Source organism: Chitinophaga chungangae, from assembly GCF_017742215.1.
Taxonomy (GTDB): Bacteria; Bacteroidota; Bacteroidia; order Chitinophagales; family Chitinophagaceae; genus Chitinophaga; species Chitinophaga chungangae.
The window spans coordinates 847,953-873,139 of record NZ_JAGHKP010000001.1 but is presented as its reverse complement, the minus strand read 5'-3'; the positions used below and the strand labels follow the sequence as shown (position 1 = coordinate 873,139).

The 25,187-nt window shown below is 54.9% G+C and carries 14 protein-coding genes; 1 reads left to right on the top strand and 13 read right to left on the bottom strand.

Annotated elements, in window-relative coordinates:
• Positions 1 to 17: 17 nt before the first annotated feature.
• The 10 genes from J7I43_RS03750 to J7I43_RS03705 all read right to left on the bottom strand — a co-directional run bounded on the left by J7I43_RS03750 (position 18) and on the right by J7I43_RS03705 (position 16,471).
• Positions 18 to 2,165: a hypothetical protein gene (locus J7I43_RS03750; protein WP_209143385.1), complete on the bottom strand. Its 2,148-nt coding sequence runs from the start codon at positions 2,163 to 2,165 to the stop codon at positions 18 to 20.
• On the bottom strand, positions 2,162 to 2,923 hold the full coding sequence (locus tag J7I43_RS03745; protein WP_209143383.1) for a DUF3823 domain-containing protein: 762 nt from the start codon (positions 2,921 to 2,923) through the stop codon (positions 2,162 to 2,164). The genes J7I43_RS03750 and J7I43_RS03745 overlap by 4 nt, the downstream gene beginning before the upstream one ends.
• A gap of 16 nt (positions 2,924 to 2,939) precedes the next feature.
• Positions 2,940 to 4,847 (bottom strand): RagB/SusD family nutrient uptake outer membrane protein, encoded by a 1,908-nt coding sequence (locus J7I43_RS03740; RefSeq protein WP_209143381.1) that lies wholly within the window; start codon positions 4,845 to 4,847, stop codon positions 2,940 to 2,942.
• A 4-nt stretch (positions 4,848 to 4,851) separates the two neighbouring features.
• Positions 4,852 to 8,226 carry a TonB-dependent receptor gene (locus J7I43_RS03735; RefSeq protein ID WP_209143379.1) on the bottom strand — a complete coding sequence of 1,125 codons (3,375 nt, stop codon included), beginning with the start codon at positions 8,224 to 8,226 and terminating at the stop codon, positions 4,852 to 4,854.
• 50 nt (positions 8,227 to 8,276) lie between these two features.
• Positions 8,277 to 9,413 carry a FecR family protein gene (locus tag J7I43_RS03730; protein ID WP_209143377.1) on the bottom strand — a complete coding sequence of 379 codons (1,137 nt, stop codon included), beginning with the start codon at positions 9,411 to 9,413 and terminating at the stop codon, positions 8,277 to 8,279.
• Positions 9,414 to 9,491: 78 nt separating this feature from the next.
• Positions 9,492 to 10,073: an RNA polymerase sigma-70 factor gene (locus J7I43_RS03725; protein WP_209143375.1), complete on the bottom strand. Its 582-nt coding sequence runs from the start codon at positions 10,071 to 10,073 to the stop codon at positions 9,492 to 9,494.
• Positions 10,074 to 10,310: 237 nt separating this feature from the next.
• Positions 10,311 to 11,726: an efflux transporter outer membrane subunit gene (locus J7I43_RS03720; protein ID WP_209143373.1), complete on the bottom strand. Its 1,416-nt coding sequence runs from the start codon at positions 11,724 to 11,726 to the stop codon at positions 10,311 to 10,313.
• The gene (locus J7I43_RS03715) at positions 11,719 to 14,853 is read right to left on the bottom strand and encodes an efflux RND transporter permease subunit (RefSeq protein ID WP_209143371.1); all 3,135 of its coding nucleotides are present in this window, start codon (positions 14,851 to 14,853) and stop codon (positions 11,719 to 11,721) included. Before J7I43_RS03715 ends, J7I43_RS03720 begins: the two co-directional genes overlap by 8 nt.
• Positions 14,854 to 14,888: 35 nt before the next feature.
• Positions 14,889 to 16,007 carry an efflux RND transporter periplasmic adaptor subunit gene (locus J7I43_RS03710; RefSeq protein WP_209143370.1) on the bottom strand — a complete coding sequence of 373 codons (1,119 nt, stop codon included), beginning with the start codon at positions 16,005 to 16,007 and terminating at the stop codon, positions 14,889 to 14,891.
• Between the two features lie 98 nt (positions 16,008 to 16,105).
• Complete coding sequence (locus J7I43_RS03705; protein WP_209143367.1) at positions 16,106 to 16,471, bottom strand: hypothetical protein; 366 nt, start codon at positions 16,469 to 16,471, stop codon at positions 16,106 to 16,108.
• A gap of 245 nt (positions 16,472 to 16,716) precedes the next feature.
• Here J7I43_RS03705 and J7I43_RS03700 point away from each other — a divergent pair, with 245 nt between their 5' ends.
• Entirely contained in the window at positions 16,717 to 19,464 is a 2,748-nt protein-coding gene (locus J7I43_RS03700; RefSeq protein ID WP_209143365.1) for a sugar-binding domain-containing protein, read from the top strand.
• Between the two features lie 57 nt (positions 19,465 to 19,521).
• On the opposite strand, the gene J7I43_RS03695 is transcribed toward J7I43_RS03700, so the two are convergent.
• From J7I43_RS03695 to J7I43_RS03685, 3 genes are all read right to left on the bottom strand, one after another.
• Positions 19,522 to 20,109, bottom strand: a complete 588-nt coding sequence (locus J7I43_RS03695) for a hypothetical protein (RefSeq protein ID WP_209143363.1) — start codon at positions 20,107 to 20,109, stop codon at positions 19,522 to 19,524.
• A 70-nt stretch (positions 20,110 to 20,179) separates the two neighbouring features.
• Positions 20,180 to 23,362 carry an error-prone DNA polymerase gene (locus J7I43_RS03690; protein WP_209143361.1) on the bottom strand — a complete coding sequence of 1,061 codons (3,183 nt, stop codon included), beginning with the start codon at positions 23,360 to 23,362 and terminating at the stop codon, positions 20,180 to 20,182.
• Positions 23,363 to 23,542: 180 nt separating this feature from the next.
• Positions 23,543 to 25,042, bottom strand: a complete 1,500-nt coding sequence (locus J7I43_RS03685; protein ID WP_209143360.1) for a Y-family DNA polymerase — start codon at positions 25,040 to 25,042, stop codon at positions 23,543 to 23,545.
• Between the last annotated feature and the right edge of the window lie 145 nt (positions 25,043 to 25,187).

Below are 25,187 nucleotides of genomic sequence, written 5' to 3'. Positions count from 1 at the left end.
ATTTCTGCCATTTCGTCTCACCACCCGATCGCCACTTTTACCCCCTCCGGACTGTTATCAAACTGCAACAAAAGCGTTTTTGACCCCGCGTCCCAGGAAGCGGGCGCTTCCAGCTTCGATCCATCCGCAGCGGTAACGGTGGTCTCTTTCGGCGCTGCGGGCAGCAGGATGCGCATGACGTTGATCGTTTTCGCGGGGCTTTTCGCCGTGAAATGATAAGAGCCCGTTTTACGCTCCTCGTCGTATACACGGCAAGCGGCGGCCAATACCTGCGGTCTTTCAGGATGCTCCACGCGGCCCACATTCAGCAGCAGCGCCTGCGTGCCGGGTGTCACGGATTTGCTCTCCAGCACCGGCAGTTTGGGATCAAACAGATCGATCACCGGGCCTTTTACCACGAACGGCTCCGCGCCCGTGCTTTCGTCCATCACCGCTACCACATCGTACATACCTCTCGATACGTGCAAAGTATTGCTGAAAGAGAGTTTCCCGGCCTTCGCATTTTCCTCGAACGCCTTTTTTACCAGCGCCACAAATCCTTTTTCCCCGCCGGCATTCATCACAAATTCTTTCGGATGCTGCCGCACGATGTATACAAAACCTTTCCCAACACGGGCTTCAGGCTGCGCCGCATTTACGCCCAGCAAACGGAACAGGTGCTCAGACGGGGATTTGAACGTATTGCCTTTTGTATTCCACCATTCCCGCACGGACTGGTACGGATCATCGTCTGCACCGCAGTAGATCAGCACGCCGCCTTTTTTCACCCAGGCCGCCAGGTGCTCGTGCACTTCCGGGCTCATGGGTTTCATGTTGGAATAACTCATCACCAGCACTTTGATATTTTTCAGCGTGTTCTCAAAAGGCAGGTTCTCCATATGCACCGTTTCCACCGGAACGCCGAGTTTCAGCAGCGGCAGCGTTTGCCCGTAAAAGTTGGAGAACTGCGGGTCTTCAAAACCCTGGTGCGTGGGGAAGCGCTGGAACATCATGGAGTTGCCCATCAGCACGCCGATGCCGTGCACGCCGGATACCTTGTTCTCAGACACGGGCATGCTGTTCAGCGCGTTCACCATGATCTGCATCTGCGTGGAATAATATTTCGGGATCAGGATGCTGGAATCGCTGTCCGGCAGTTTGTACGGCCGTGTATAGATCCGCTCCGGCCAGGGCATTACTTCGTAATCCGCCACCATTGGGTATAGCAGCTTGGCCGTGAAAGTGGCTTCGTAGTTGCGTTTGTAATCGCCCCAGTCGCGCGGCCAGTCTTCGATGGGGTCGGTGAGCAGGAAAATTTTCCGGTTGGTGGGCGCCGTCATGGAGATCATGGAACCGTATTCGAGGAAGGCGTTTTCGAACACCCGCTCTTTCCGCAGGCCGTTGTAAAATGTCGGTTCGCGGGAAGTGCCCGTCCATACCTGCGCGATATACCCGTCTATGCTCGGCAGCGATGCAAGACTGGCTTCAGGGCTTACGATGCGCCACGAAGAATAATTCACGAGCGAATGCGTGGGAATGTACACTTTTACGTCCATGCCCTTTTGTTTGCCGTAGGCTTTGGCGTATTCAGACACTTCTTTAATGGCGTTGAAATAAAGATAATACTTTAATTTGCTGGACAAATACGTATTCTCCGGCGATTCATGCTGCGGCCGCCAGGGGAAACCGTAATAAACCTGCCATTCCTTTTTGAACGCTTCGCTGTAACCCGCACGGGCCCAGAATTCCGGCTCTTCCAGGTGAATGTGGCTGATGCCCGCGTCTATCACCTTTTTCACCACGCCTTCTTTCATGTAACGGATAAAAGTGCTTTCGGGCACCACATAGGGCACGTTGCGGCCATGCCAGATGGTATCGCCGTCCTGCTCCACCTGGCCGATACCGAAATGGTTCTTGCCATCCCATTTCCCGGTAAAATATTCCTCGTACGAGCCCCAGGCGATGCCGGTCATGAAGTGCGTCTGGTAGCCGCGCTCGCGCCACGACCGCACCCGTTCTTCGAACGTCATATTGCGGCGGTCGTTGGCGCCGTAAACGATGGCGATATCCGAGCGCACATCGATCTCAGGGGTCCACGCACTGCTGGTCTGGAAGGCCGTTTTCTGCTGCGCCGATGCAAGGACGAAGCTCAGGCTGCAAACAATCGTGAATGACGTTTTAATCATGGTATGTCTATGGTTTTAACGGTGGTATAGTTGTAGTATTTCAAACCGTAATCGATGCGCGCGCCAACGCGGAGGAAAAATTTACGCGAAGCAGGCAGCTTGTCTTTCGTGGTAAGCGTAACGGTCTGCCCCAGCTGGTCGTTGCCGGATGTGCCGCCGTAGTTCACCTGCACGGAATATTTGTTGTCGTAGTTGTTGTTGCCCACATAAGTGTTCGGGCTTACGAACAGGAACACGTCCGTTACATTTGCGTGAAACGCGGTGTTGGCAGTGCCGCGCGTAAAACGCACCTGCACGGAAACGGTCTGGTCTGTGCTGTTGTACACCGGTTCTCCAATCCATTCCACGTTCAGGAAGGGCTCCACTTCGAAATCCACGTTGGTGTTGCCCGCTACGTCCATGGTCTTGCGATTGTCCACCGTTATGGCGCCGGAGCCGTCGTATTGCAGCAGCGGCACGAAGGGGCCTTCCACGGAAATGCGGTATTTGCCTTTGAAGATCTTCGTGTTGCGGAACGATCCGTCCTGCATCGCGAAAAAATAATACGGCGTGGGCGTGGCGCTCCAGCTCAGTTCTTCCAGCACCAGCCGCATGCCCCTGTCTCCTGCCTCGGATTGCAGGTTGTTTTTGGAATTAGCGTCTTTGATGTTGCCGGCGAGCGTTTCAGCGGGCTCCGGGTAATCGTCGAATTCCTTGTTGCAGGCGCCTGTCAATAAGATACAAACAAACAGCGCAATATGATAGATCAGCTTTTTCATGATTTTTCTTTTTACGTTAATAACCCGGGTTCTGGATCAGGTTCTGGCTTTTGGAAATTTCCGAGCCGGGAATTTCCTGGTAATACCAGCGGTTATCGAAAGTGTAGCGGGAATTGCGTTCGTCCGGCCGCGCATCGAAAAAATATTTGTTGGCGTTGGCCGCGAAAAAGGGCATCAGGGTGCGGTACACCGTACCGTTCTGTTCCCTGTCAAGAATGCGCCATCTTTTAAGGTCCCACCAGACTTTGTTTTCAAACGCCAGCTCCTTCCTCCTTTCATTCCGAACGATATTGATGTTGTTCAGCGCCGCCGCGGAAGCCAGCAGGTTGGCGCCCGCCCGCTCGCGGACCTGGTTGATCAACGTAAACGCGTCCTGCAGGTAATTACCGGCCTGCCCGGCCGCATACAGCTCGTACGCCGCTTCCGCGCGGTTCAGCATCACTTCCGCATACCGCATTTCGATCCAGGTCTGGTCTGAACGGTTTTCGAGCACTTCGGCGGTGGGCCTTTCCGGGTCAAGGTATTTCCTCACGGAAAAACCCGACACAGCGCAGGTGCCGTCTGCAGTGAACACGCCGCTGCGGCCCGCAGGGTTCTTTTTCGTGTTGTCCGGCAAGGTGTACGGCGTTTGCTGCGCATTGGGAGAAGATACGATATTCGCCGCGGGATACGGCGCAGTGGAGCCTTCCGGCAGCAGGCGGCTGATCCCGCCCGTAACAGGGCCGGTATAAATGCCGCGGTAGATCTCGATGCTTTCATTCTTGAATATATCTCCCGGAACGATCACCGTGGCGCGCAGCCGCGGTTCCGCATCCGCAAAGAGGTCGAGCGTATTGGTGTACAGGATGTATTTCCCCGCATCGTCCAGCGTTTTGATCGTGCCGTCCGCATTTTTCGGAATGCCATCGAACAGCTCCACGAAATTAAGCGTGGGGTTCACTTCTGCGGAATACCCGTTGCCGCCCATCAGCTGGCGCGGAACGTTGTATGCATCGTATCCGTGAACGGTTTCCGGGTATTTGTAATCCTTCACCAAAATGTTTTCCGGGCTGCTTTCATCAAAAAACAGGTTGATGTAATTGTCCATCTGCGCCTGTTTGTCCCCGGCCGCCCAGGTCTTTTTGTACAGGCTGTATTTGCCGTCCAGCAGGCCCGCCGCATCGTAGGCGGCTTTGAAATATTCGTTCGCTTTCGCCACGGGTATACCGCAGAGGCGGTTTTGCGAACCGTCGAACAATTGGATCTGGTTGTATTTGGCGATGGAACCGGCGTACAGCATGGCGCGGGACTTAAACGCCGCCGCGGTGTATTTGTTCGCGCGGCCGCGCTCGCTGGATTCTTTCATGTTGCTGTACGCGAAATCCAGGTCTTCGGCGATAAAATCATACACTGCTTGTTCAGACGAGCGCGGAACCTTCAGTTCGTCGATGCTTTCTTCCGGGTAGTTCAGCACTTCTTTCACGATGGGCACGCCGCCGTAGCGTTTCACAAGCGCCATGTAAGTGAACGCCCGGATAAAATGTGCCTCTCCCAGCCAATGGTTCACATCCGCTTCCGGGAAATTTTTAGCGTAAGCAGGCATCGTTTGCAGGAAATAATTCGCTTCGCGGATCAGCGGGTATGCCCGTTCCCAGAAGTTGAACTGCTCGGCGGTGGCGCCGTTCAGGTCGCGGCTCAAAGCCTCGCCGGTATTGGCCGGCTGCGGATTGATGATCCAGAAATGGTTGGTGCCGCGGGTGGGCGAATAACGGAAATCTTCCATCGCCAGCTCGCTGTAACAACGCGCCATATAGATCCGCACGCCGCCTTCGGTATTAAACACGTCTTTGTCCTGTATCACGTTCATGGGCGGAATGTCCAGGTCGGTACACGCGGCGTGGCTGGTGATCAGGATGATGGAAAGCAGGAATATCTTGAGTTTCATAACATTAAAATTTAACGTTCAGGCCTACGGAAAATGTCCTGTTGAGCGGATACAGGTAGCTGTACAAAGTAGCCGGGTGCTCGGGGTCCACATACTTGATGTCGGTGATCGTGATCAGGTTGTAGCCGTTTACGTATGCGCGTACGCCGCCAAGACCGATCCTTTTCATGAGCGATTCCGGCAGCGAATAACCGATCTCCGCGCTTTTCAGGCGTACGTAAGCGGCGTTCTGCACATTGAAGCCGGAGTTTTCGTCGGGCACGGTGCCGGTGTACGCATATTTACCGGGTATCCACTCGATATTGGGATCGTAAGGGTCTGCCTTGGGATCGGCGGGATGCCACCTGTCCAGGAACAGCGCCAGGCCGCTGCCGCCGCCCCAGAGCGATTCGCGCAGCTGTTCGTTGTAACCCACGTTCACCATCCCGGAGCCTTGTATAAGCAGGTTGAAATCGATGCCTTTCCATTCGCCGCCCAGCATCAGCCCGTAATTGATCAGCGGGATGCCGTTGTAAGCGATGGGATGCACGTCCAGGTCGCTGATCATGCCATCTCCATTCCAGTCTTCGTAAGCATAATCGCCGGGCAATGCACCTCTTCCCACATAGATTTTGCTGTCGAGAATATCCTGCCAGGAAGCGAAACGGCCGCCGTCTCCAAGGCCCCAGCGGGCGTTGTTGAAGCGGTTGTTGGAATTCTGCCGCCAGTTTTCGTAGGAATTGCCCGCCGCCGCACGTTCCACAAACTGGTTACGCGTACGGGTATACGAATAGATCGCTTTGGCGTAATACATAAAATCGCCGATCTTATTCCCGTGGTTCACTTCTATCTCGATGCCCTGCGAACGGTTGCTGTTAAGGTTTTCTTGCGGAAGCTCCGCCCCTACCACGCCGGGCAGGCTTTGCGCGCGGGTGGTGAGCAGGCCCGTGCCGTTGCGGCGGAACACGTCTACCGTTACGCCCAGCATACCGCGCCACGCATCGATGTCGATGCCCAGGTTGGCGGTTTTAGCCACGAACCAGGTGATGTATGGATTGGGGATGCCTTTGCTTTGCAGGCCGTTGATAAATTCATTGTCGAACATGTGCCCTGGCGGCAGCTGGTTGTTGTTGCCGGACGCAGGATAAGTGTAACCGGTGATGAACTGGTAAGCGACCGCGCCATCGTCGCCCAGCTCGCCGTAAGATGCGCGCAGCTTCAGGTTGCTGATCATTTTTAAAGCGGAAGAACCTTTAAAGAACCCTTCCTCGGAAATTCTCCAGCCGATAGACGCGCCCGGGAAAAACCCGAACCGTTTGTCTTCCGGGAACTTCGACGAGCCGTCTCTTCTGAAACTCGCTTCCAGCAGGTATTTCTGTTTGTACGCGTAATTGATCCTGCCCACCAGCGCGCGGTTGGCGTTGCGGTAAAGGTCGTTCAGCGAAGACGACATATTCCCCTGCTGGTTGGTGCTGTTGCCCGCCATCAGCTGGTCTACCGCCAGGGAAAGCTCGCGCAATGCGTAGAAGTTGTCGCCGCTGCGCACGCTGTTTTCGTACAGCAGCAAAGCGCTTACGTCGTGCACGGAATTAAACTGGTGGTCGTAGTTGGCAGACAGCTGGAACAAGGTGTTCGGCCGCTCGAAATATTCCCTGCGCAAACTGCTGGGCGATTGCTGCGGCCGCGCCGTGTATACGTCAGACGCGGCGTCGTAAGTGTACTGGTTGTATTGCTGCTGGTAAATTTTGTTGGTGAAACTGTTGAAGTCGTAGCTGTACATGCCCTTAAACTTCAGCCCGTTGAGGAACGGCGCCTGGTACGTGGCGGATACGGACGATTGGAACCAGCGGTTCATAAATATCTTGTACCCCGAAATGTTTTTGTCAGACATCGCGATGGGGTTGGTGCCGTCTACCGGCGTGTGCGCGAGATATTCCGGGTTGTTGTTGGCGTAAACCGGCTCCAGCGGGTTTTGCCGCCAGAAGGACCGGATGATCCACCAGGCGTCCTGGTAGGGCTGGTTCTTCTGGTCGAGAATGCCGGTCAGGTTGAGATCTACGGTAATATCTTTAGTTACTTTTCCGGTAACGTTGGTGCGAACGTTGTAACGTTTGTAGTTGAGGTCGCCGCTGCGCAGGAAACCCTGCTGTTCGGTGTAACCGAGGCTCACGTAATAACTGATATCTTCGCTGCCGCCGGACGCGTTGAGGTTGTGCTGCATCTGCGGCACCACGTTTTTGATGGTGGGCGTGTACCAGTCCGTGCTTTGTTTGCTGCCGTTGTGGTATGCTTCGAAATCGGCGTCCGTGTACGCCAGGCGCCCGCCGTTCACATTATGCATCAGTTTTTCGTTCACCAGCGTCATGTAACCGATGGCGTCGAGAGAACGCGGCAGGCCGGATGGCGTTTGCCAGGTGTAGGAGCCGTTGTAGGTAAGCTGACGGCCGATCTTGCCGCGTTTGGTGGTCACCAGCACCACGCCGTTCGCCGCGCGCACGCCGTACACGGCGGCGGAAGCGTCTTTTAGCACGGATACGGATTCGATGTCGTTCGGATCGAGGCGCGCGATGTTATCGCGGGGAATGCCGTCGATGATCATGAGCGGCGCGCCGAAACCGCGGATGTCGAAGTTGTTGTCGAAAGAACCAGGCTCCGCGCTGTTTTGCACAACGCGCAGGCCGGGCACTTTACCGGTCAGCATATTCACCACGCTTTCGTTTTTTGTGGTGTTGATCTCTTTCGAAGTAACCGAAGCTACCGAGCCCGTGAGCGTCGCTTTTTTTTGCACGCCGTAACCCACTACCACCAGGGTGGTCAATGATTTGTTTTCCACCGCCAGTTTTACGTTAAGGGTGGTCTTTTTTTCGATCGGTATTTCCTGGCTGGTATAACCGATGAAAGAAAATACGAGCGTTTCCGTTCCGAGGGGTACAGACAGCACATAAGTGCCGTCATCCCGCGTGGCCGTGCCTTTGGATGTGCCTTTCACCGCCACGCTTACGCCGGGCAGCGGCTGGCCGCTTTCGTCCGTCACTTTTCCTTTTACGGTGAATGCAGCCTGTATGGGGCTGCTGCGCGGTTTCACCACGATGGTGTTTTCGCGGATGGTATAATCTAACGGCTGGTTTTCAAAACAGAGATCGAGCACTTCCTTTACCGTGGCCTTTTCCACGGAAATGCTCACCGGGCGGGCGGATGCCAGCTGGGCATCGTTGTACAGCAGCCGGTAGCCGCTTTGTCGTTTTAATTCGATCAGCACGGCTTCTACCGAAGCGTCTTTGACCTTCAGTGTGATCAGTTGCGCAAATGCGGACGCCCGCACCTGCATAAATGCGATCATACATAACGCGAAAGTCAGCTTCCCAAAAATGAGGAATTTCAATGTGTGGAACCGTTGCATAGCAAACATTTTGGCTGTTATGGTTAATAATGGCAAATATGATATGGCGATCAGCGGAGCACCTCGATCGTGCCGCCTTTCAGTTCAAAACGAACGCTTTCTGTCATTTCCAGCATCTCTAATACGCCGGAAACATTACTGTAACGTGATACGGTGCCGGAGAAGGTCAGCCCCGGCATGTCGCCCGCGTATACGGACCGAACGTCGTACCAGCGGGCGAGTTTGCGCATAATGCTATGGATTTCTTCGTTATCGAAAATAAAAAGCCCGTTCTTCCAGGCCACGGCTTCTTCCACGTTCGCCTGCCTGGTAGTGATGGCATTGCCGACCACCGCCTGCATGCCGGGTTTCAGCAGCTTCCTGCCGGATGCGTTGCTCACGGCCACGCTGCCTTCCAGCAGCGTTACTTTGCTTTTGGATTCGTCCGGGTAGGCCATTACGTTGAAATGCGTACCGAGCACTTCCACCGCGGTGCCGTTGAACGATACTTTGAAGGGCCGCGCGGCGTCTTTCGTTACTTCAAAGTAGGCTTCGCCGGTAATTTCCACGGCGCGCTCCCGCGCGCTGAACGCGGAAGGGAAACGAAGCGAGGAAGCGGCATTGAGCCATACGTTCGTGCCGTCTGCCAGCGTGATCCTGAATTGCCCGCCTACCGGCGTGGAAAGCGTATGCACCTGTATCGCACCCGCATCCGCGCCGGCGTTGTACGCCAGGCTGCCGCTGTCCAGCTTTATCGCGCGGATGCCGCCCTGCGCGAATAACGTGCCGTTAGACGCACTGTCCAGCACAATACGCCGACCATTGCCTAATGTGAGCGTGGCTTTGTTACCGCCCGGGGGGCGGTCGTTTTCGTGAATGGCAACAGCGGTAACGGGAGAAACAGGAGAAGGTTTGAGCAGCCACCAGCCCAACGCGGCAAACAGCAGTATGGCCGCAGCGGTGGCGACACGCCTCAAAGTGCGGATGCGCGCGGTTTTCCGCCACCCGATCTTCTGCTCGATAGTGCGTAGCAGTCTTTTTTCATGAAGCTCGCGGCTTTCTGCCAGCAACGACGGCACTTCCAGCTCACGTCCGTCATCGTGGGCCAGCCATCCGGCCAGCTCAGCAGATTCTTCGGGCGTAATATCGCCCTGCAGCTGCTTTCGGGCAAGCTCGCGGTAACGTTCGTTCGTGGAATGGCCTTGCATCAGCAAAAGGGTTTCTAATACAAGGTCAATTGAAAAAGGATTTACCCTGAACGGAAGGAAAAAAAATTTTGAAAGGGATTACAGGAACATCATCAGCATCCTGGAAATGAGCTGCCCGAGGCCGGCGCGGAGTACTTTAAGCGCCCTGCTGATGTGGGTTTCGACGGTTTTTTCGGACACTTTCATGTAACGGGCTATTTCGCGCTGGCTGTATCCCTCGCCGCGAAGGCGGTACGCGAGCCGGCATTTTTCAGGCAGCGCGGCGACCATTTTTTCGAGCCAGCCTCTCAGGTCTTCGAACCCGAGCCATTCTTCGGTGGAGCGGTCTTCGGGCGAAAGACTGCGTGCGGTATCGCGGAGATAAGTTTCGGCTTTGTGCTGCCGGGCGAGGAAATTCAGGATGCGGTACCGCACGGCCACCACCAGGTAACCGGTCAGCTGCTCCCGTACCTCCAGCGATTCGCGGCGCTGCCAGAGGTCGGTGAACACGTCCTGCACAATGCTTTCCGCTTCGGAAACGTCGTTCAGTTTTTTGCCCGCGATGTAAAGCAATTTATCCCAATACCTTTTATAAATCTCCCGGAACGCGTGCGGCTCACCGCTCCGGAGAAGACCCAAGAGTTCTTCATCAGTGTGGAATTGCAGATGGATGACCGCCATCAATGTAGGTATTAAAATGTGGTTGAATTACCCAAAATCTCTTCTACCTGTCTTTTGCAAACATACTGCTAAATCGTTAATGCAGGAGGTTAAAAATTGAAATAAAACAAACCAATGCGTATTACGGGGGAGTATGTTTATATATATGTGGCAGGTTAACAATCGTTTTGAAAAAAAAAGGCGGAACAGGTCATTACAACCCGTCCCGCCGGTATAAGTCAGTAATTTTTATTGATATTATTGCAGCACCCCCCCGCCAAGCGCCCGGTACAGTTCCACGAGGCCCACATTTACGTGCCTTCTCGTGGAAACCAGCGCCAGCTCCGCTTCCAGCACGCTTTTCTGCGCGGTGATCACCTCGAGGTACGAGGCGTAGCCGGTCGTGTACATGGTATTGGCGGTAGCCACCGCGCCCGTGAGCACAGCTACTTCCTTATTTTTCAAAGCATATACCCGCTGCTGGTTCTCCACTTTGTTCAACGCCGTGGCGATCTCTTTGTAACCGTCCACCACGGCCTGCTGCCAATGATAAAACGCGCTGGTGGCCGATGCGGTGGAGATATTGAACTGCGATTTCAGTTGCCGTTTGTTAAAGATCGGCGCGGTAATGCCGCCAGCAATGCCCCATGCGATGGACGCAGGGGTTTGAAACAGCAGTCCCGCTTTAAATGAATTAAAACCCGCGTAAGGCGTAAGGGTAAGCGACGGCAGGAAAGAAGCGCGCGCGGCTTCCACATCCGCGCGGCTGGCGGCCAATTCCAGTTCGGCCTGGCGTACGTCCGGGCGCCGCAGCAGCAAACTTACGGGGATGTTGCCCGTTACCGCGACGGGCAACGAAGTGTCCACCCTCCGGGCGATGGGCATCGGGAAGCGGCCCAGCGCGGCGTTCAGCTGGTTCTCGATCGCATTGATCTCCTGCCGGATGTTATACGCCAGCCCCTGCGTGCTCAACAGCTGTGCGGTGAACTGCTGTACGGCCAGCTCGGTGGCGCGCCCCGCGGCCTTCTGCACGTTCACGGTGGCTACGGCGGTTTCCTGCAAAAGAATATTCCTTTCAATGATCCTCAGCTCCTCATCCAGCGCGGTAAGCTCGTAATACATGCCCGCAATGCCGGCGGCAATCTGTGTTTTCAGCAGCCGCTGCCCTTCCTGCGAAGCCAGCAGCCGGTGGTACGCAGCTTTTTTCCGGCTTTTCAGTTTCCCCCACAGATCGATCTCCCACGAACTGCGCAAGCCCACGAAATAATCGGGCACGTTGCGCGGGATGCGCTGGTCTTTATCGATGTTGGGCGACAGGTTCGTATCAAAATTCCCGACGCCGTTCATCGTATAATCGCCGTATTTCTCCACGCCTGCGCTCACGGAAAGATCAAGGGAAGGCAATGCCGCGTTTTTTGCGGACAACAAATTCGCGCGCGCCGCTTCGATGCGCTGCGCCGCGGCCAGCAGGTCGTTGTTGCGCAACATGGCCGTATCTATCAGCGCGCGAAGATGCGGGTCGCGGAACACTTGCTGAAAAGCGGACAAAGAAAGCGTATCGTTCCCCGCAACCGGTACGGGCCGGGCTTCGGGCAGGGTGAGCTTCCCGGGCATACTGCACGCGCCAAGGCCCGTCATCGTCAATACCAGCAAGCCTTTGCATATATTATTCATTCGTATAAGCATTTAATTCAACATTCTTTTTCCTCGTGATGGACGCAAACAGCACATACAAACCGGGTATAACGATCACGCCGAACAGCGTGCCGATCAGCATGCCGCCCGCCGCGGCGGTACCGATGGAACGGTTGCCCATGGCGCCCGCGCCCGATGCAAGACACAATGGTATCAAACCCGCGATGAACGCGAAAGAGGTCATCAGGATCGGCCGCAGCCTCGACACCGCTCCCTGTATCGCCGCCTTCCGGATACTTGCGCCCTGTTTGTTGCGCAGTACGGCGAACTCCACGATCAGGATCGCGTTTTTGCCCAGCAGGCCGATCAGCATCACCAGCGCAACCTGTGCGTAGATGTTGTTTTCCAGGCCCAGCAGGTACAGGCTGAAAAACGCGCCGAAAATGCCTGCGGGCAGCGAAAGCAGTACCGGCAAAGGCAGCAGCAGGCTTTCGTATTGCGCGGCGAGCAGCAGGTAAACGAATACCAGGCAGATCAGGAAAATAAACGCCGCCTGGTTGCCGGAAGCGATCTGTTCGCGCGTCATGCCGCTCCATTCGTACGTGAAACCGCGCGGCAACTCCTTCGCGGCAACTTCTTCCGCCGCACGGATGGCGTCTCCGCTGCTGTAGCCGGGTGAGGCATCGCCGTTGATCATGGCGGAGGTGTACATATTGTAACGTGTGAGCTGTTCAGGTCCGTATACCCGTTCCAGTTTGATGAAATCCGCGTAAGGCACCATTTCTCCCCGGTCGTTTTTGACGTGCAGCAGCAACAGGTCTTCCGGTTTGCTGCGGAACTGCGGTTCGGCCTGCACCATCACCTTGTACATCTGCCCGAAACGGATAAAGTTGGACGCATAATAGCTGCCCACCAGCGTTTGAAGGTTACTCATCGCATTGTCGATATTCACGCCTTTTTTGGCGGCCATCGCCTGGTCGAGGTGGATGAGGTATTGCGGAAATTCCGCGTCGAAGCTGGTAAAAGCGCTGCTGATCTCGGGGCGGTCGTTGAGCGCGTCGATGAACTTGTTCGTGATGCGCGCCGTTTGCACGAAATCGCTGCTGCCCGTGCGGTCTATCACGCGTAATTCAAAACCGCTGGAGTTACCAAAGCCCGGTACGGTGGGCGGCGGGAAAAATTCTATCGAAGCGTCGGAAATGGAGCGGGTCTCTTTTTGCAGTTTCGCGATCACCGCGTTAACGTCCATCTCACGCTCTTCCCAGGATTTGAGGTTCACCATCGCCATACCGTACGATGCGCCGGCCACTTCGTTCACGAGGCTGTAACCCGCCAGCGTGGAGATCGATTCCACTTCATCGAACTGCCCGGCAATGGCCTGCACTTCGTCCAGCACCTTTTCCGTGCGCTCCAGCGTAGCGCCCGGCGGCGCCGTTACGTTCACGTAGATGATCCCCTGGTCTTCCGTCGGGATAAAACCGGAAGGCAGCACCGCGCTGACGCCCCAGGTGAAAATGAAGAACAATATGAGGCTGATCAGCGTCACCCACCTGCGGCCGGCTATCAGCCGCATGAAGCGGGCGTAACCGCGTTCCGTTGCGTTATAGCCTCGGTTAAAGCCGTTGAAGAAACGTTGCAGCCAACCTTTTTTCCTGCCGGTATTATGTTTCAGCATGATGGCGCAAAGCGCGGGGGTAAGCGTAACGGCGTTGATGCCGGAGATCACGATCGCCACCGCCAGGGTAAGCGAGAACTGCCGGTAAAACACGCCCACGGGGCCGGATAAAAACGCCACCGGGATAAACACGGCGGACATCACGAGCGTAATGGCCACCAGAGCGCCGCTGATCTCGCGCATGGCCGCCAGCGTGGCTTCCATGGGCGGCATGTGTTCCTCTGTCATCTTCACATGCACGGCCTCCACCACCACGATCGCATTGTCTACCACGATGCCGATCGCCAGCACGAGTGCAAACAGGGTGAGCAGGTTGATGGAAAAACCCATCATCTGCATAAACGCCAGCGTGCCGATCAGCGCTACAGGCACTGCCAGCGCGGGAATGAGCGTTGACCGGAAGTCCTGCAAAAAGATGAACACCACCAGGAACACCAGCAGGAAAGCTTCCACCAGCGTGCGCATCACTTCGGAAATAGAAGCGTCGAGGAAGCGGGAAACGTCGTAGTTGAAGTTGTAGGTCATGCCCGGAGGGAACGACGTACGCTGCATTTCTTCCATCTTCGCTTTTACGTTGCTGATCACGTCGCGGGCATTGGAGCCGGGGCGTTGTTTGAGCATGATGGAAGCCGACGGTTTGCCGTCTGTTTTGGACACCATGCTGTACGTGAGCGAACCGAATTCCACGTCCGCCACGTCTTTCAGCAACAACAAAGCCCCGTCCGATCCCGAGCGCAGCACGATCTGTTTGTATTGCTCCGGCTCGAAAAATTTACCGGTGTACCGCAGTACATATTGCAGCATCAGCGGGTCTTTGTCCGAGCTTTCGCCCGTTTTGCCCGGCGCGGCTTCTACGTTCTGTTTGCGGATGGCGGCGATCACTTCTTCGGCGGAAATATTGTATGCCAGCATACGGTCGGGCTTCAGCCAGACGCGCATCGCGTATTCCTTAGCGCCCATGATCTCCGCACGGCCCACGCCGTCGATGCGTTTGAGCTCCTGCAACACGGTGATGTCCGCAAAATTGTAAATGAACTGCTCGTCGAGCGTGGTATCGTCGCTCATGATGTTGAGGTAGAGCAGCATGCTGTTCACTTCCTTTTCCGTGGTCACCCCGCTTTTGATCACCTCTTCCGGCAGCTCGTCGATGATGGTGGCCACGCGGTTCTGCACGTTCACTGCGGCCTGGTCGGGATCGGTCTCCACGCTGAAATTGATCGTGATCACGGTAAGACCGTTGTTGCTGGAAACGGAGGACATGTAGGTCATGCCCGGCACGCCGTTGATGGCACGCTCCAGCGGCGTGGCCACTGCTTTGGCGCATACTTCGGCGTTAGCGCCGGTGTATTTCGCCGTTACCGTTACGGAAGGCGGCACGATGTCCGGGAATTGCGTGACCGGCAGCGAAATGAGCGCCAGCAGGCCTACCAGCAGGATAATAAGAGATATGACCAGTGATAACACCGGTCTTTTTATAAAAGTATCAAACATGTTCTTCGTGATTTTTCCGATAAAGGAGGTTTAGGTCAACTACGCAGCAAACTGTCCATTGCAACGGGTTTCGGCTCGATCTTCATACCGTCGCGGATATTGCGCACGCCTTCGCAGACCACGCGTTCCCCGGGCTTCAGCCCGCTTTCCACGATATAAAAATGAGCGAACCGCGTTTGCGGATGGAAGTTTTTCATTTTCACTTTATTTTCCTTATCCACCACGAAAACATAGTTTTTGTCCTGCATTTCAAACACGGCCTTTTGCGGTACGATCACCACGTCTTCCAGTTCGCTGCGGAGCTTTACTTTACCGCTGGCGCCGTGTTTGAGCAATTTGCCGGGGTTCGGGAACCGTGCGCGGAACGCGATGGAACCGGTGTTTTCCTCGAACTCCCCTTCCACCGTTTCGATCTCGCCGATGTGCGCGTAACGCGCGCCGTCCGCCAGTTCGAGGCGTACTTTGCGGTAGGCGTCTTCCCCGTTGGCGAGGGATTTTTTATAATGCAGGTACTCGGTTTCGGAAACGGAAAAATAGGCGTACACCTGGCGCGTGTCAGACACGGTGGTGAACAGCGAGCCTTCGTTGATGAGGCTGCCGGTTTTCAGCGGGATGCGGTCTATCAACCCGTCGAACGGCGCGCGCACGTTGGTGTAGCTCAGCCGCATGGCCGCGTTGGCTTCGGCGGAGCGGGCTTCGTCTATTTTCGCTTTGGCCGCGGCAAGCCGCGCTTCGGCCACTTCCAGTTCCGTTGCCGCCACTACTTTTTTTTCCACGAGCAATTTCACTTTGCCTGTTTCGAGCTCGGCGGCTTTCGCTTCGGCGATCACGTTGGTGAGGGCGGCTTTGGCGCGGGCAAGCTCGGCGCTGTATTCGGCATCGCTGATGCTGAACAGCAACTGGCCTTTTTTCACTTCCTGGCCTTCGTCCACATAGATCTTTTCAAGAAAACCGCTTACCCTGGCCCTTACTTCCACGTTCTGAACGGCCTGTATATTGGCTACGTACGAGCGGTAGAACATGGTGTCTGTTGCGATCAGCTCGGTTACGGGTAATGTTTTGATGTCTTTTTCGTTGGTCTTTTCTCCTTTCGCGGCGCATCCGGCCATGGCAAGCACAGGCAGCGATGCGATCAGCCACTTCGTCAGTTGCATAATAAAAAGTTATAAGTATTTGGTTACGGCAAAAAAAATCCCGGCCGGCCGACATTCGGCCGTTAAAAAAGTAGGAACAAAAATGCTGGAAGCGATTGTCAGAATGGGGTTAACCGGAAAAGGAAAGAATAGTACGCAGGTAAAAATGCGTGTTGGAAACGATATTCCCCGGTTTTGTTTTCGGGGATGAAGATGCTTAATGTAGGGTTTTGCGGAAGCCTGAAGATGGCGTAATTCTCGAAGCTGTATTGCCTGGAAGCGCCGGAAATATACAGGCGCGATTTGCGGCGGTGTTTCGGTGTTTTCGCGATCTCATGAACGGGCTCGTCTTCTTCCATGTGCACCGGCGCTCGGTGTTTCTCCGCAAGAGACTGCCAGCCGCCGTCCGCAAGCTGGCGATGCGCTGCTACAACGGGCACGGAAAGGCTCACCAGCTGAATGGTCAGCATGATGACACAGATCATCCATTGCTTTAATATGTGTTTGTTTTTCCGCATCACGAATCGCAAAAATAAAATTTATGCGTTAGAAGTCAAAACCGCTCTTCAACTTTTAGCACAATCGTGTTATTCGGCAGTAAGCCGTAAAACAAGCTGGAACAGGCGATGCGAGGGGATCGTAAAATAATCCATCAATTTCCATACATCCTCTATTTGGGCGCAGGGCTGTATCTTCTATTTTAGCGGCATCGATCAACAATCCACGTGTAATGAAAAACAATGTATCCCGTTATGTATTCCTGTTATTGTTGCTGGCTGCCGCGCCGCATGTAAATGCCCAGCAGCGGGAAAATACATCGTCCATTTCACTCGCCGGCATCTGGAAATTCAAGCTCGACGCCTTCGAAACCGGCATCAGCGCCAACGGCGTGCAACTCTTGCCTTCGCTGCCTGAAGAGATCACGCTGCCGGGCTCTACGGACCAGGCTGGAAAAGGCTATAAAACGCAGGACATGGGCTCGCTGCGCCTCACCCGGCTGTTCGAATACAAAGGCCCGGCCTGGTACGAAAAGAAAATATTCGTTCCCGCCGAATGGCAGCACAAAGACGTGCAACTGTTCCTCGAAAGGGTACACTGGCAGTCCAGCATATGGATCAACGGCAAACCGGCCGGCAAACGCGAAAGTCTTTCCACCCCGCATACCTACATGGTTACCGGGTCCATCCAGCCGGGGAAGATCAATACCATCCTTATCCGCGTGAACAATGACAACATCTACGGCATCGCGTATAGCCACGCCATCAGCGCCGAAACACAAACCAACTGGAACGGCATCACCGGCAAAATGATGCTGCAGGCGTTCGATAAAGTGCGCATCGGCGACGTGGAGGTATTCCCGGACATCGCGCAGAAACAGGCCCGGTTGAAAATAAAAGTGGTGAACAACAGTGGCAAACCGGTGCAGGGAAAACTCAATTTCACTTCCGGCTCCAAAACCGCCACCACCGCGTTCTCCGGAAAAGATTCCATTATTCACGCGGAGGCGGTGCTGCCGCTTGGCGGCGATATGCGTTTGTGGGATGAATTTGATCCTTCATTATACACGCTTCATTCTGATTTGTCCGCCGGCGCAGGCGAACAAACTTACCGCGATTCGCGCGACATTACTTTCGGTATGCGCGAAATAACCACCGATAACAAACGCATCGCCGTCAACGGCAGGCCGGTGTTTATCAGGGCTACCGTTCATTGCGCGGAATTCCCGGTCACCGGTTACCCGCCCGCCGACATCGACGCGTGGCTCCGCATTTTTTATACCTGCAAGGCTTACGGCCTCAACGCCGTGCGTTTCCATTCCTGGTGCCCGCCCGAAGCGGCGTTTGATGCGGCAGACCAATTGGGGCTGTATCTACAGGTCGAAAATTCCGACTGGCGGTTCACCGTCGGGCAGGATTCCGCCACCAACCGTTTCCTGCAGGAAGAAGCCGTGCGCATACTCGAAACATACGGCAATCATCCTTCGTTTACGATGATGGGCGAAGGCAACGAACTGGTAGGCCCTACGGTGAAACCATTTCTTTCCGGCCTCGTGAGCGAATGGCGGAAAAAAGACCCGCGCCGCATTTACACCGGCAGCGCGGCTTACCCGATGGTGCCGGAAAACCAGTTCAACGTTTTTTACGGCGCCCGCCCCCAGCGGTGGAAAGAAGGCTTAAAAGGAAGGTTCAACGTAAAACCGCTCGATACACGGTACGATTATGCGGAATACGTCGCCAAATCGGAGGTGCCGATGATCACGCATGAAGTGGGGCAATGGTGCGTGTACCCGAACTTCGCCGAGCTGCCGAAATACACCGGCGTGCTCAAACCCTACAACTACGAGCTTTTCCGCGAATCGTTGCGCGAGCATCATATGCTGGACCAGGCGGAACAATTCACGATGGCTTCGGGGAAATTCCAGGTGATACAGAAAAAAGAAGAGATCGAATCGTACCTGCGAACGCCGCAGCTGGCGGGTTATCACCTGCTGCAGCTGAACGACTTCCCCGGCCAGGGCACGTCGCCCGTGGGTGTGGTAGACGTATTCTGGGACCCCAAACCTTACGTTTCCGCCAAAGAATTCAGCGCTTACCAGGCCGCAAGGGTGCCGTTAATGAGAACGGACGGGCTCACCTATACCAATTCGCAAACTTTCCGCGCCACCATTCAATTCGCCAACTTCGGCCCTTCCGCGATGGAGAACGTTTCCACGGAATGGTCGCTGCAATACGAAGACGGCCGGGCTTATGAAAAAGGCAGCTTCCCGCAGCAACATATTGCGATAGGCAGTCCTTTCACGCTCGGGGAAATATCGTTGCCGCTGAACCGGATAGAAAAAGCCTCGCGCATGACGCTCACCGTGAATGCGGGCGGGCACAGCAACGAATGGCGCATCTGGGTATACCCGGCCACGCTGCCCGCCGTGCCGGCCAAAGGCGTACTGGTAACGGGCAGCCTGAACGACAAGGCGAAAAAGACATTGCAGAACGGCGGGAAAGTATTGCTGCTGGCGGATACGGCCGCCATCGCATCCGATGTGCCGCCGGGTTTTTCCGGCATTTCCTGGAACGCGGTATGGTCTGGTATGCCGCCCAACCTGCTAGGCATTCTTTGCGACCCGCAGCATCCGGCGCTGGCCGATTTCCCGACCGAATACCATTCCAACTGGCAATGGTGGGATGTTGTGGCGCATTCCCGCCCCATGCTGCTGGACAGTATGCCCGCGTCGTTTAAACCACTTGTGCAGATGATACCGGACTGGAACAAAAACAACAAAATTGGGTTGGTGTTTGAAGCGAAAGTCGGGAAAGGCAGCCTGTTGATGACGAGCGTAGACCTGGTGCACGATATGGACAAAAGGCCCGTGGCCCGGCAGTTGCTGTACAGCCTGCAACGGTACGCGGCCGGCGAACAGTTCACGCCGGGGAATGAAATTTCGCTGCAACAGTTGGAACAGCTTTTTAAGACGGGAAAATAATCGCATAAAAAAGGGCTGCTCTGTTTAAAGCAGCCCTTTCGTTTATTTTGAAACCTGTTATTTTGCCTTTTTTGCTACCAGTTTGCCGAAATCCTTACCGGCTTTGGCATAAGCGTCGCCGATGCGCAAACCCGTGTCGAACTGGCCTTTACCGCCTTTTTCACGGTCTACCCTGATCTTGCAGACCGGTTTTTTCAGGTCGGCCGTATCATAAATGGCGATTTCCAGCTCAATTTCCGCGTAAGCGGATTTAATGCCCACGTTGTAACCCGGCTCGATAAAACGGGTGTCTACCACCATCACATATTTCGAAGCGGCGCCCTCGTCGAGTTTGATTTCGGCGTATTTGGAAAACAGCTCTATGAATTTGGGATGATAACGTTTCTCCCTGTCTGCATACCAGCTTTTTTCCCATTCATCGCCTTTGCCGGCCTCCTTGTCATTTTTTTCCTTTTTCTTCTTTTTGATGTAGTTCTCTTCTTTACCGAGCTCGCCTACACGGAGTTTGTCGTATATGAACGACACTTTCATTTCAGATACGTCTTTGAGAAATACAAGGCTGCCTTTGGTCACTTCCTGTGCCTTCGACTGCAGGGCGATAAACGGGGCTCCCGCGAACATTGCGAGAAAAAGTAATTTTTTCATACGTTAAGGGATTAATTTTTAAACGGATCGAAATTACATATTTTATCCATCTATTTTCGTTTATTTTCTCTTAATGAAAGTTCCGGCCTTTGTAGAAGATGTTTTTCGCGTCCGTTTCGCCGGGCGTTGGTTGTTGCGGGGTGGGGATCAGCGGTTGGTCGTCTCCGGGGATGGTCATGTTGCGCAGCAGTTTGGTGAGGTTAAAACATTTCTGAACGACTACGTGCACCACTTCCCCTTCGCGCTGCACTTTTCCCTCCACCATCAGCAATCTCGATTGTACGATCTCCTTGCGGTATTTGTCGAACAGCTTTTCGAAGACCACGAGGTTGGAAAAACTGGTTTCGTCTTCGATAGTGATAAAACACACGCCGCTGGCGGTAGAGGGGCGTTGCCTCACCAGCACGAGGCCGGCCACTTTCACGAGCGAACCGTCTATTGTTTCGCTGATCTCCTTCGTGGAGAGCACGTTCAGCATCTTCAGCTGTTCCCGTACAAAACTCACCGGGTGCGCTTTCAGCGATAATGTGGTGGAAGCGTAATCCTGCACTACGTGTTCCGCTTCGCTCATAAACGGCAGCTCCACCTGTATTTCTTTTGCGCTTTCCGAAGGCTGCCCTTCAAAAAGCGCGATGGGCCTGTCGTGCAGGGCGGCCACTTCCCAGAGGGCCTGCCGGCGGTCGAGGCCGAGCGAGCGGAAAGCATCGGCGTCCGCCAGTTTTTCCAGCGCGGTTTGTGAAACGCCCGCTTCGCGGATGGCGGTGATGCTGGTATAACCTGTTCCGCGTGCGGCGGTGAGCGTATCCGTATCTTCTTGTTTAAAGCCGCCTACCTGCCGGAAACCGAGGCGGATCGCGCGGTATTTCGGGGCGCCGTTTTCGAGGGTATTGTCCCAAAGGGAATGGTTCACATCCACGGGGCGCACTTCCACGCCGTGTTTTCGCGCATCGATCACGATCTGCGCGGGCTGGTAAAATCCCATCGGCATGCTGTTGAGCAATGCGGTGGCGAATACGTCAGGGTGATGATATTTCAGCCAGGAGCTGACATATACCAGCAATGCGAAACTTGCGGCATGGCTTTCGGGGAAACCGTAGCTGCCGAAACCTTCCAGCTGGTGGAATACGCGGCGGGCGAAATCTTCCTTGTAACCTTTTTTCATCATGCCGTCGACCAGTTTTTTTTCGAAGCGGCTTACTTTTCCGTGGGACTTGAAGGTGGCCATGCTGCGCCGCAGCTCGTCTGCTTCTGCGGGCGTAAATCCCGCTGCAACGATCGCGATCTTCATCGCCTGTTCCTGGAACAGCGGCACGCCCAGCGTGCGTTTGAGAATATCTTCCAATTCTTTTGAAGGGTATTCCACATCCTCTTCTTTATTTCTCCGCCGCAGGTAAGGATGCACCATGTCTCCCTGTATAGGCCCGGGCCGCACAATGGCCACTTCGATCACGAGATCGTAAAAACATTTCGGTTTGAGCCGCGGCAGCATCGACATTTGGGCGCGGCTTTCGATCTGGAATACGCCGAGCGTATCGGCATGACTGATCATTTTATACACGTCGGCATCATCTTGCGGGATATTCGCGAGCGTGAGCGCCCGGCCGTAATGCTGCTTCGCAAGGTCAAAAGCCTTGCGGATGCAGGTAAGCATGCCCAGCGCCAGTACGTCTATTTTCAGGAAACCGAGCGTGTCGATGTCATCTTTATTCCATTCAATATTCGTTCTGTCTTCCATTCTTGCGTTCATCACCGGGCAGAGGTCGGTCAATTTGCCGCGCGTGATCACGAAGCCGCCGGTATGCTGGCCCAGCTGGCGTGGGAAGCCCATCATCTGTTCCGTCAGTTCCAGTACTTTCCGCAAATGCGGTTCGGAGGGGTCGAGCCCTTCTTCCCGGATGCGGTCTTCGTCTACCCCGTCATCGAAATAAGACAATGCGCCGCTCAACCGGTCGATCAGGTCGATCGAAAGGCCCATGGCCTTTCCCACGTCCCTCACCGCGCCTTTTTGCCGTTGCTGGGTAACGGTGGCTACGATGGCGGCGCGGTCGCGGCCGTATTTTTCATAAATGTACTGGATCACTTCTTCGCGGCGTTCGTGCTCAAAATCCACGTCGATATCGGGCGGCTCGTTGCGGGCCGATGAAATGAAACGTTCGAACAGCGTGTCGAACTTGGCCGGGTTCACCGCGGTGATGCCGAGGCAATAACAGACGGTGGAGTTGGCCGCGGAACCGCGTCCCTGGCACAGGATGCCTTGTTTCCGCGCAAAACGAACGATGTCGTGTACGGTCAGGAAATAAGAGGCGTAGTTCATTTCCTCCATGAAAGCCAGTTCGTAAACGATGGCCGAGGAGATCTTTTCCGGGATATTGTTGCCGAAATGTTCGCGCGCGCCTTCCCAGGCAAGGTGGGTAAGTTCCTCCTGGGGCGTGCGGCCATCGGTGGTCAGTTCTTCGGGATAAATATATTCCAGGCTGCTTAGCGAAAAAACGCAGGCTTCTTCGATCTCTTTGCTCCGCCTGATCGCGTCGGGGTAACGCATGAAGAGGCGCTGCATTTCACCGATCGGTTTGAGGTAACGTTCTGCGTTGCTGTGCAGCAGGTATCCCGCTTCCTGGATGGTCGTTTTTTCGCGCACGCAGGTAAGCACGTCCTGCAGCTCGCGGCGTTGCGGGATGTGATAATGCACGTCGTTGGTGGCTACCATGGGCATGCCGAATTTTTCGGAAAGCCGGGCGAGGCGGTAGAGTTTTTTCTGATCGTCGCCATCATAAGAGCGGCTTGCGCCGAGATAAAGGTTTTGTCCGAATGCTTCGCGGTATTGCTGCAATGCCGCCGTAAAATCCTCTTCGAAATCGAATTGTGCGTTGAGCGTGACGGGCGGCACCACGATCAGTTTCATACCGTGATGATGCGCGTATACATCCTGCCGGTAGAGGTGGCATTGTCCTTTTTCGGCGCGCAGGTTGCCGGTGGTGAGCAGCGCGGACAGGCGGCTGTAAGCGTCTTTATCCGTCGGGTAGGCCAGCAGGCTGGGACCGTCCAGCAGATCGATGCGGCATGCGGGAATAATGCGGATGCCGTATTCTTTAGCGGCGGCATGCCCGCGCACGATACCGGCAAAAGTGTTCCTGTCGGTAATGGCAATTGCCGAATAGCCGTATTCAGCGGCCTGTTCCACCAGTTCTTCCGGGTGCGATGCGCCGCGAAGGAAACTGAAATTGCTGGTAACCTGCAGTTCTGTATAATTCATGCCTCTTTTCTTTCTTCACGCAAAAAATGTATAGGTAAAACCATTCCGGGCAAACAAATCATTTATCATTTTTACTTTATGGAAATTTTCCCGGGCTACAAACGTTGTTTTGTTTTATGAGATTAATTTTAAACCACTGCCTGCACTGTAATACCCGAAATCGAAAATGCGGTTTTCCCCTCACGCAAAAAAACCATGTATAAACCACTGCCTGCGCTGGTCTTCGTTGTAATGCCCGGACCGGAACAGCCAGTAACGGCCGCCCTGTTCGTCTTCCACGGTGTAATAATCCCGGTGCTCCCCTCCATCGATCCACCATTCGCGTTCTATGCGCTCCGGGCCGTCCGCTTTTTTGATCTGGTGCAACCGGCCCCTGTAGCGGAACAACATCGGCGGGTAATCGGGAATGGGCGCAGTGACCTCCACCTCTTCGGGATGCGGCAGCAACAGCACCGGCCTCGGCCTGTCCAGCCGCCAGCCGGAGGCCGGTTTGTCTTTTAAAGACAACGCCTTCGTTACTGATCTTTCCGGCCAGTAATGTTCGCCGGGCAAAAACCGGCGGACGGCGCCTTCCCCTGCCTTACCGGCCAGCCTGTCCAGCAATTCCGCCACAGCAGCGTCTTCCAGGCCCGGGCCGGATGCCCATAGTTTCTCCTGCTCATGTTCCACTTCTTCCACCTGCGGCGCTTCCAGCACAAATAATTCGATGCCCAGCGCCGGCTCGATGGCGGATATTTTCTGTTCGAATAATTTGTACAAATGCTCCCTGTGATGCGAAGCGCGGGTAACGGCCACGTTTATCTCCACCATTTTTCCATCTACCCTGAAACATTTCAGCGCAGCGGTCCTCAATCCTTTCCCTTCCGCTTCCAGGCGTTTGCAAAGCGTTTCCAGCAGGCGGTCGATGGCAATGCCGATGCCCGTCGCCGTTTGGATAGGTTCCAGGCAATTGAGCCGTTCCTGGTACGGCGGATTAATGTAAACGGGACGGAGAAATTCTTCCGCCTGCCCCAGCGCCTGGCTCAGCCTGACCAGCAGGTCTTCGCCGAAACGCCTTCGCAGCACGGCTCTTGGCATGTCCGCAAAACCCGCAATGCGATGAAAGCCCAATTTCTGCAATTTCAACAACACTGCCGGATCGGGCCGTAATGCGGCGGGCGGTAAGGGCAACAATGTGGCCATCAATTCATCGTCGGCAATAATATTTTTCTCTCCGAACCGCGAGACGGCCCATGCCGCGCCTACGGTGCCGGCCATTGCCGCCCGCGCGTCGAAGCCGGCGGCTTTCAATTTGGTCAATATCTCATCCAGGTAAGCCTGTTCGCCGCCCCAGAGATGGGCGCAGCCGCTCGCGTCGAGCACGATACCGTCGGGCGCATCTATTGCGGCAACCGGCGTAAAACGGATGCACCATTCGGCGAGTGTTCTTAATAATTTCTCTTCCAGTCCGGGCACGTCGTCGAATACCGTTAAACCCGGTTCAATCGCTTTTGCGTCGGCAACGGGCATGCCGGGGACAAGACCGGTTACTTCCGCCAGCCTGTTCACCGCGGTGATGGTCATGCGCCCGTGCACCGGCGCAGCGAATACAAAAGGCGTTTTCCGCAAAACAGGCCGCCGGCGGGCCATCCAATCCGTTACGAGGTAACGGAACCATATTGCAACATACCGTTTCTCCATCTTATCCTCCTCTTTTTTCACCGGATGTTACGCTGATAAATATGCTTTTATGTACAAAAGCATTTCCCGGCTAAACAAACCAACATCGGGCTATACAGCCGGTTACCGCGTAGCGGAATCCTATTGCAACAAACTATTTCATCAT